Source organism: Paenibacillus sp. 01L418, from assembly GCF_056400045.1.
Genome location: NZ_JBFTSN010000253.1, coordinates 1 through 9,344 on the forward strand (window position 1 = coordinate 1; position 9,344 = coordinate 9,344).

The window sequence follows — 9,344 nt, forward strand, 5'->3', positions numbered from 1 at the left end:
ACGCTCTACTTATTTAGTATGACACCCAATATATTAGCTTTTGCAAACAACAATGCACGTTTCGCTTCCAGTGCAAGCTCCTGCTGTGTTTTCCCATGTTTTAAAAGCAAGAGTACGCCGTCACATTTACTTACCAGCGCATTCGTATCCGGAACGCCAAGAACCGGCGGGCAATCCAGCAGGACCATGTCATAATGCTCATCTGCAAATGCCATTACATCTACCATGAGCTGTGAATCGAGCAGTTCTGTCGAATTATAGAGGCGCTGCCCGCTTGGCAAAATATCGAGTCCTTCGACCTCCGTATTATAAATCGCTTCACGAATTTCGAGCTGCTGCCCTAAAACATTCGACAAGCCTGGCGAGGTTTGCACATTAAAGATTTTGTTTATGATTGGATTGCGAAAATTTGCGTCGATGATCAGCACTCTATCGCCACGTTGTGCCATACAGACTGCTAAGTTGACTGCCGCTGTCGATTTCCCTTCACCCTCTGAGGGCGAAGTAACCAGTAAAGAACGCACCTTGCCGCCGCTCGCTGCATAATGAATATTGTTTCGAATGGTTCGATATTGCTCCGAAACGATGCCATGCGGATTAATATAAGCGAGTAAGCTTTTGTTTACATAAGACTTTGACACCTTTTGCCGTTCACGAACCAATCGTCTCACCTCTTACAGAAATGCTTTTTTGTTTTTTCAAACGACTGCTAGCATAATCTTTTCGTTTAATTTTATTAACTTGACCAAGCATCGTTAGGCCGAGCAGCTCTTCCACTTCTCGTTCTGATTTGATAGAATCATCGAGTGAATCTAGCAGGAATACTAACCCTACGCTCAAAATCATGCCCAGCAAGAAGGCAATGTACACGATACGATTGCTTTTTTCATTAATTGGGAAAGGATTTTCTTCTGCCTTCGTCAACAATCTGATGCTCGTAATTCCAAGCACTTCCGATGCTACTTGCCTGTAGGTTTCCACTGCTGTATTTGCGATCTCAGCTGCAAGCCTTGGATCGGTATTCATAACAGAAACTACGGTAACAAGCGAGGCATCTACACTGTCTACTCTAATTTGGCTTCGTAATGCTGCTGCCGAAAGATTAAGACCGAGCTTTTCAATTACCTGATCCAAAACGATTGGCTCTCTGAACAATACCCTCACTGTGCCCATCATATCCGAGGAAGCAGCCACGATCATCCGCGTGTTTGATACATACATTGGCGTTTCAGGCTTTGAATTAAAGAAGCCTGCAGCGACTGTAAAGAGAATAGTAATGACCATGACTATCCACAGACGTTTTTTTACCGTGAGAAATAATGCTTTGAGATTTATTTCTTTAATCTTCACTCTGTCTTGATCATGATGCAATGCTTGTGAATCCTCCAGCCGTTTACCTTCCATTTGCACACCTGCTTACTATGTTTGTTATAAAGAACAATAACACAATATTAGTTCTTTATATAGAACATGTCAATACACTTTCCCGACTTTTTATTCCATGTCAGTTATCGATATGAAGAATAATAATATTTGATGATTTCTTTTTGTCAGCAGAGTAGACATTCGTCTCCGTTCTGCTTTCCTTCCACATATTTGAACGGATCAAGTCTTTTAGTGCTTGGAAATCACCCTTGCTCATACCTTCATCAACCGCATTTTTAATAATGACTCGCCATTCCTCATCCAACGTTTCATCCATATGAATCTTTGGTAAATGCTCTTCTCCGAGTAAATATTCAATGTTAGAGTCTAGTGGAGCTGCTATTTTTGCCATTACCTGAAGAGATGGGTTATTCTGCATATTGCGTTCAATGTAGCTCAAGTAGGACTTGGATACGCCCGCTAGGTCAGCAAGCTTCGTGATCGAGTAGCCCTTTTTTTCCCGTAGACTTTTAATCCGTTCCCCTATCATAATATTCTCCTTCGGCCAGATTAGATCTAAACGTAAAGCTGAACAAAAACAACACAAACTAACACTTTATAACAGACAATATGTATATTTTAGTTCTTTAATAAGAACAGGTCAATAGCATTCCATTTTTTTATATGCAAAGAAGCAGCAAAGATGTACAATTTTTGCAAAAGCAGAAGTTGTAAATATTTATTGAAAGGGAGATTATTTATGATATATTCGCTTAAATCGATAGACTGGATAGCGAAAAATGACCTTATCGATCATCTATTGCAACAAGAAGATAACTTAGCCATTTCTACAATGGATCAAGGTTTTGAAGCTGAGGTGGTAAAGGTCACTTTGGAGCAAACAAGCTATGTATTAAAAATATGGAACAAGGACTCCAGACCTGATGTTAGTTTCCAGTTTCATTTATTGAATGCACTCTTTGACCGTGGATTATCCGTGTCGAAGCCTATTGGCTGGGGGATGAACGCTAATGGCGAAAAGGTATTGTTCACATCGTTTGACGGAGCAGCCGTTAAGAAAGTAAATAAAAAGAAAATGTCCGATCTTGCGCTCCTACTAGCAAGTATCCATCAAACTCCAGTGGAAGAGCTCTTACATGTACAGCTTCCAAAGTATGACTTCATCGACTACTTTTATTCTGCCATAAAAGAACATCCCGATTTATTGCTCGCATTAACACATTTTTTGAGTATGACAGAGATGAATCAAGAACAATTGATACACGGTGATTTTCATTTAGCAAATATACTCGAAAATAATGGAAAGTATACCGTCATTGATTGGACCAATGGTCAGTTAGGTGACATAAGGTATGATTTTGCATGGTCGTTCGTTTTAAAGAGCATTTATGTGTCTGAACAGAATGCTTCTGCATTTCGTACTGCTTATCTAAAAACAAATCCAATTTCACAAAATGACGTTCAGCTTTTTGAAGCGATCGCATGCCTCAGATGGATATTGTACAGTAGGCATAAAAAAGTGCCAAAGGGGACAAATACCCGTGATACAATAATAAGCTTAATCACTAACAACCCTTACTTGAAAGAGCTAGATTTATACGATTTTTCAAAAAAGATATAAAATTTAGTTGCACAAGCCTTCACAAAACACGTAAAACAAGGCTGAACAAGACGAAGCCATGTTCAACCTTTTTTGCTGCCCTTCTTGACTCGCACTTCCTACTGTACATGCACAAACTTTTTTATTTCATGTACTATTTATTCCTTCCTCGTTCATCCAACTATAATTACCCATTTTTATGAACGTCAATAAAAAAAGATCTCCTCACTACGGTATATAACCGTAAGAGGAGATCCTTTTCATTTATCCAATAAGCGAAATCAAGCTTTTAAATTCCAGCTCTTCAAATTTGAGCAATACGGTTTCGCGTTCATACGCCCAGCAGCAGCCATCAAGCTCTGCCGATACTGGCACATCACAGCGAATTGTCGCTAAATCACGGGATAGATGCAGCATATCAAGATCTGCTTCAATTTTCACTCGGATAGTTTTGGATACCGCCTCCAAATTAGCGAGCAAACCCTCGATAGAACCATGCTCTTGAATAAGTTTATGAGCTGTTTTTTCTCCGATACCTTTCACGCCAGGGTAATTGTCCGCTGTATCTCCCATTAACCCTTTGATGTCGATAATTTGAATAGGCGTAAGTTGGCGTTCTTCCATTAGCGTTTCCGGCGTATACACCATGTAGTTCCCGATGCCCTTCTTCATGATCGCAACCGATACCCGGTCGTCCACCAGCTGAAGCATATCATGGTCACCCGTCACAACAAAAATTTGCGCTTGATCCTTAAGTGCAGCAGCAAGTGTTCCAATGCAGTCATCCGCCTCATATCCTGCGATCCCAATATTCGGTACACCGAAGCTGGCAACAACTTCTTTCACAAGATCAAACTGAGGAATTAGATCCTCTGGCGCAGACGGACGATTGGATTTGTAACCATCATACTGCTCCGTACGAAATGTCGTGCTTCCCATATCCCAGCAGCATACGACATGTGTTGGATTAAACGTATTGATTGCATCCATGAAATACCGAACAAAACCATGTACTGCATTAACAGGTACGCCTGCACTTGTTTTACGAACGCTTCCTCCGAATGAAGTAGCGAAATAAGCCCGAAATAAGATTGCCATCCCATCAACCAAAAGTAAACGTTGTTCACTCATCGTTATAAAACCCCTCTCAAACATATAAAACCATTATTAATATTTATTGCCCACGAATAAATTTTCCAATCCGCCCCGCAGCTTCCTTCAACCGTTCTTCGCTTTCTACCAGCGCTATTCTTACATAACCTTCACCCTCGGAGCCAAAAGCTTCCCCAGGCACAACGACAACGCCTGTTTGACGAAGCATTTCCTGGGAAATTCGCCTGGACGTCCACGGCTYGCTAAGCGACCACTGCATAGGAGGAAGCTGCGCCCAAACGAACATTGTTGCCCGAGGTGCCRCAATATCCCATCCTTCTGCTCGAAGCGCTTCAAGGAATGTATTACGCCGCTGCTCATAAAGCTTTCCTGCCTTTGGCTTCTCTACATTTGCTATCGCTTCCTGAAGTGCAACAATTCCTGCCTCTTGAATAGGATCAAACACGCCGTAGTCAATATTCGCTTTCAGCTCGCGGAGAGCGGCGACTGCTGCTCTATTTCCAGCCAAAAAACCAATTCTGCAGCCAGCCATGTTGAAGCTTTTGGACAAAGAATGGAATTCAACCGCATGGTCGATTGCACCTGGTACCTCAAGAATGCTAGGCGGCTCACAGCCTTCAAATCCCATTTCGGAGTATGCAAGATCATGAACGACCAATACGTTATGACGCTTTGCTTTATCAATCAATCGCTCAAAAAAGGAGATGTCCGCTATAGCAGAAATCGGGTTGTTCGGGTAATTGAGCAAAATAAACGTTGCCTGGTCCCATTCCGAATCCGGTATTGCCTCCAGATCAGGCATAAAGCCATTCTCCTCGCGCAGCGGCATCAATACAGATTCGACTCCCGCGAGCGCTAATGATGCAGCATAAATCGGATACCCCGGATTAGGCAGCAAAACGATATCGCCAGGATCACAAAGCGCCATGGCAAGATGGGCAAGACCGTCTTGTGAGCCAAGCAGTGTTACGATCTCGTCTCCAGCATCCAGCTCCACGTTAAATCGATGCTTCATCCATTTCGCTGCATGCTCTCGAAATGGCAAGCCGCTTTTAATTGCTGGATACGAGTACATATCACTGCGCAATGCCGCTTCACTAAGCGCCTGTCTAACGGCGGGCGAAGGCGGCTGATCCGGATTTCCGATGCCAAGATCAATAATATCAAGACCGCTTTCCACAGCTGACCGCTTCCACGCTGCAACTTCTGCAAATATGGATGATCCTAGCTGCGACAGCCTATTGGAACGCCATTTGGTTTGTGACATACGTCCATTCACCCTTTTCCATTGTTCCAAACTTGTTCGTATTGTTCTTCCTTATATCCAACAGTAACCGTCTTGCCATCCGTCACGATAGGCCGTTTAATCAGCATGCCGTTCGAAGCAAGCAAGTCATATTTCTCATCTTCAGACATGTCAGCCAGCTTGTCCTTCAAACCAAGCTCCCTGTACACATCTCCAGATGTGTTAAAAAACTTTTTCAGCTCCAGACCGCTGTTTTTGACAATCTCCTTCAGTTCCGCAGCTGTAGGTGTTTGCTCAACAATATTTCTGGATACGACATCGTTGCCCTTATTTTGCAGCGATTTAAGCGCTGAGCGGCATGTACCGCATTTTGGATATTGAATGATAGTTAGTTCCTTTTGTTTCGTCATCCTCTTGTTTCCTCCAGCATTGGGCTGACTAGTCCCATTTATTTTGATAGACTCCGTTCTAATCGTTCAAGCTCAGGCGGCAAATCCGCACGCCATCCCATCCATTTTTTTGTAATTGGATGGGTAAAGCCCAGTATCTCGGCATGGAGTGCTTGACGACCGACTGCGTCCTCCCACTCTTCCTCCACACCTTGCTGAGTACCATACATTTTATCTCCGATAAGCGGGCAGCCGATATGCTTCATATGAACGCGAATTTGATGCGTCCGTCCCGTTTCGAGCTTTAAGCGCACTGCCGCTGCGGCAGGCTTGTCCGAAGTAGATTCATAATGTGCAATCGTCTCATAGTGCGTAATAGACGGATAACCCTCTGGCGTGACGATGCGAACATGCGGCTGGTCTGGGTCACGGTCAATCGGCGCATCAACCACTCCCGCAGCTGGCTCAGGGCAGCCATAAACATAAGCACGGTACAGCTTTAAAATACCGTTTGCCTGCATTTGCTCCGAAAGCTGTTGATGTACATATGAGGTTTTTGCAATAGCAACAAGTCCGGATGTTTCTTCATCAAGGCGGTGGACGGGACGGAAACGCACCTTCTCTCCCGCCTCTTGCCAATGGTAGACGATACCATTAGCAAGCGTCCCCGTGTAATGTCCATGGGTCGGATGGACGATCATACCGGCTGGTTTATTTACGATAAGCAGATCCTCATCCTCGAATACGATCTGTACCGGAATAGGTTGCGGCAAAATATCTCCGGAAATTTCCCTCTCCATGCGTACGCGAATGATATCGCCCGCTGCAACGGGAGCTGTTGTATAGGCACGAATCTCGTTAACAGTCAGTCCATGCTCCGTTTGCTTTACTTGCGAGAGCAGCTTGCGTGATACGCCCAGTTGACGCTCCAGCACCCGCCGGACGGTCATTCCATGCTCTGCCTCACTAACCGCAGCCACCAACGGCCGATAATATAATAATTCAAGTCTATCCATCATTTTTTAGGCTTCCGAAATACTTCTGCGCTGCGTACATATTCCGTATCTGATACGCCAAGCTTCGCATTTGCAACTCTAGCAGCGGCGAAGAAAAAATCGGACAATCGATTCAAATACGTTTGTACATCGGCATTAATCGGATGCTCCGCTGCAAGCGTTACAACGCGGCGCTCTGCCCGACGGCATACCGTTCGGCATACATGCAGAACTGCAGAAACAGAGCTTCCTCCCGGCAAAATAAACCTCGTGATTTCCGGCGCCTCTGCTGTATATTGGTCAATCCATTCTTCCAGACGTTTAGACGGCTCTGCTGATATTTTTAGAGGCGCGCCTTCAACGGCGTAAGCAAGATCTGAGCCGCAGTCAAACAATTCCTGCTGAATATCAACGAGCCAAGCTGCCATTTCTGCCAGCTCTTCGTGTTTGGCAGCTTCCGCCGCTGCCTGCCCTACAAAACAATTCAATTCGTCAATGGTACCATATGCCTCAACACGAACATCATCCTTGCGCACGCGGCCGCCAATTAAAGATGTCTGACCGCTATCGCCCGTTCTTGTGTATAGTTTCATCGGCCTTGCCTCCTTTTTTCATCCATTACTCTCTATTCATGCAAACAGCAGGTCGGATAAGCTCCTGACCTGCTGTTTATTAAAGGCGCTAAATTAGCCTTCTTGCTTCAAGCGATGTACAAAGCCGCCTATTCGATCAAGCGCTTCAGTCAGATTCGTGACAGAAGTTGCATAGGAGCAGCGAAGATGGCCTTCGCCTCCGAGACCGAATACATCTCCCGGAACAGCTGCAACATTCGCTTCGTCGAGCAGACGCTGCGCAAACTCCTCACTTGATAAGCCAGTCGATACGATCGATGGGAATGCATAAAATGCACCCTGCGGCTCATGGCAATCGAGTCCGATTTCCCTGAATCCTTTTACGACAAGACGCCGGCGCTGATTATAAGCCTCCACCATGCGGTCCTTCTCTTCTAAGCCATGTTGAAGTGCTTCAAGTGCTGCATACTGTGCCATAATCGGCGCGCACATCACTGTATACTGATGAATTTTTAACATAGCTGCAATAAGATCAGGATGGCCGCAAGCATAACCCATCCGCCAGCCTGTCATCGCGAAAGCTTTCGAGAAGCCGCTCACAAGAATGGTACGATCCTTCATCCCTGGCATTGCAGCAAAGCTTACATGCTTCGAGCCATAAGTAAGCTCCGCATAAATCTCATCGGAAATAACAATAAGATCATTCTCTTCCACTAGCTTTGCAATAGGCAGCCAGTCCTCATAGGTCATAGTGCCGCCAGTAGGGTTGCTTGGATAACATAAAATAAGTACTTTTGATTTTGGCGTTATAACGGCTTGAAGCGACTCAGCCTTCAGCTTAAATTCATCCTTGGCAAACGTTTCAATACCGACAGGTTTTCCTCCGGTAAGCGCGGTTATTGGTGAATAGGAAATATAACATGGCTCAGGAATCAAAATTTCATCGCCAGGCGCAATAAACGCACGAAGTGCAAGATCGATGGCTTCACTGCCGCCAACGGTTACTAATATTTCGTCCGCAGGGTTGTAAGGCACGGCAAATTGATCGTTTAAGTACTGCCCGATTGCTTCCCGCAGCTCTGGCATTCCCGCATTTGACGTGTATTGCGTTTTCCCCATTTCAAGCGCATATACAGCAGCTTCCCGAACATGCCATGGCGTCACAAAGTCGGGTTCCCCTACTCCTAATGTAATAACATCCTTGCGCGTACTGACCAAATCAAAAAACCGACGGATTCCCGACGGTTTGATGCCCCGAACGAGCGGTGACAAATAATCAGCCATCGATTGACGCTGCAAAGGTGTGGAGGGTTGTTTCTCTTCATCTTTAATCATTGCCATCACCCTTTTTTCACGGCGAAACCATCAACCGATGATCACCTTCATGCTCCTCGAAGATAATGCCGTCTTGTTTGTATTTTTTCAAAATAAAAAATGTTTTTGTCGATAATACTGCGTCAATAGGCGATAGTTTATTCGATACAAAAGAGGCGACCTCTTTCAACGTTTTTCCTTCAACCTCAACGAGCAAATCGTATGCTCCCGACATCAGGTAGACGGATTTTACTTCTGGATATAAATAAATGCGCTCAGCGATTCCTTCGAAACCGCGACCGCGTTCTGGTGTAATTTGTACCTCAATAAGTGCAGTTACCTTCTGGTCGTCAATCTTGCTCCAGTTTACGACTGTCGCATACTTCACGATAATATGGTCTTTCTCTAGCTCGGCGATGGCTTGCTTTACTTCCTCGGTTGTTACGGCTAACATGGTTGCGATCAAATCTGCATCTCTGCGCGCATCCTCCTGAAGCAGTTCAAGCACTTTCAACTGTAATTCGGTCATTGTATAACTCCTTCCAGTACAACTGCAATTATAAAGAATATTTTACAACGTTTTTGTTTCTCGCGCAATCAAAGCATAAAAGGCTGAAGCCTTTATTTTGGCGGCTTCAGCACTTCTCGCGGAGAAATATTAGCATGATATGTAAAAGCTGCTTCTGCTTGCTATTCCTTATAAAAAGGAAAGACCCCAAAGGGGTCTTT

General features: G+C 44.6%; 11 protein-coding genes. 1 reads left to right on the forward strand and 10 read right to left on the reverse strand.

The genetic code is table 11. The annotated features are described in order from the left end of the window. Positions 1-5: 5 nt before the first annotated feature. From AC1DSE_RS23525 to AC1DSE_RS23535, 3 genes are all read right to left on the reverse strand, one after another. Entirely contained in the window at positions 6-662 is a 657-nt protein-coding gene (locus tag AC1DSE_RS23525; RefSeq protein ID WP_477509340.1) for a CpsD/CapB family tyrosine-protein kinase, read from the reverse strand. Further along, the gene (locus AC1DSE_RS23530) at positions 652-1,404 is read right to left on the reverse strand and encodes a YveK family protein (RefSeq protein WP_477528275.1); all 753 of its coding nucleotides are present in this window, start codon (positions 1,402-1,404) and stop codon (positions 652-654) included. The genes AC1DSE_RS23525 and AC1DSE_RS23530 overlap by 11 nt, the downstream gene beginning before the upstream one ends. A 100-nt stretch (positions 1,405-1,504) precedes the next feature. Next, positions 1,505-1,915, reverse strand: a complete 411-nt coding sequence (locus tag AC1DSE_RS23535) for a helix-turn-helix domain-containing protein (RefSeq protein WP_076267870.1) — start codon at positions 1,913-1,915, stop codon at positions 1,505-1,507. Positions 1,916-2,107: 192 nt separating this feature from the next. On the opposite strand from AC1DSE_RS23535, the gene AC1DSE_RS23540 reads away from it, so the two are divergent. Next, positions 2,108-3,007 carry a phosphotransferase enzyme family protein gene (locus AC1DSE_RS23540; RefSeq protein WP_477528276.1) on the forward strand — a complete coding sequence of 300 codons (900 nt, stop codon included), beginning with the start codon at positions 2,108-2,110 and terminating at the stop codon, positions 3,005-3,007. Positions 3,008-3,250: 243 nt separating this feature from the next. On the opposite strand, the gene AC1DSE_RS23545 is transcribed toward AC1DSE_RS23540, so the two are convergent. The 7 genes from AC1DSE_RS23545 to AC1DSE_RS23575 form a co-directional block, all read right to left on the reverse strand. Next, complete coding sequence (locus tag AC1DSE_RS23545; RefSeq protein WP_430057621.1) at positions 3,251-4,117, reverse strand: 5'-3' exonuclease; 867 nt, start codon at positions 4,115-4,117, stop codon at positions 3,251-3,253. 43 nt (positions 4,118-4,160) lie between these two features. Further along, positions 4,161-5,366, reverse strand: a complete 1,206-nt coding sequence (locus AC1DSE_RS23550; RefSeq protein ID WP_477528277.1) for an aminotransferase class I/II-fold pyridoxal phosphate-dependent enzyme — start codon at positions 5,364-5,366, stop codon at positions 4,161-4,163. 8 nt (positions 5,367-5,374) lie between these two features. Continuing rightward, entirely contained in the window at positions 5,375-5,755 is a 381-nt protein-coding gene (locus AC1DSE_RS23555; RefSeq protein ID WP_076267876.1) for an arsenate reductase family protein, read from the reverse strand. Positions 5,756-5,793: 38 nt separating this feature from the next. Next, entirely contained in the window at positions 5,794-6,753 is a 960-nt protein-coding gene (locus AC1DSE_RS23560; protein ID WP_477509344.1) for an RluA family pseudouridine synthase, read from the reverse strand. Further along, positions 6,750-7,322 (reverse strand): cob(I)yrinic acid a,c-diamide adenosyltransferase, encoded by a 573-nt coding sequence (locus AC1DSE_RS23565; RefSeq protein ID WP_441908963.1) that lies wholly within the window; start codon positions 7,320-7,322, stop codon positions 6,750-6,752. Before AC1DSE_RS23565 ends, AC1DSE_RS23560 begins: the two co-directional genes overlap by 4 nt. A gap of 93 nt (positions 7,323-7,415) precedes the next feature. Beyond that, positions 7,416-8,636: an aminotransferase class I/II-fold pyridoxal phosphate-dependent enzyme gene (locus tag AC1DSE_RS23570; protein WP_076267878.1), complete on the reverse strand. Its 1,221-nt coding sequence runs from the start codon at positions 8,634-8,636 to the stop codon at positions 7,416-7,418. Positions 8,637-8,652: 16 nt separating this feature from the next. Beyond that, a complete protein-coding gene (locus tag AC1DSE_RS23575; RefSeq protein ID WP_076267879.1) occupies positions 8,653-9,144 on the reverse strand; it encodes an Lrp/AsnC family transcriptional regulator in 492 nt (163 codons plus the stop codon). Positions 9,145-9,344 lie beyond the last annotated feature (200 nt).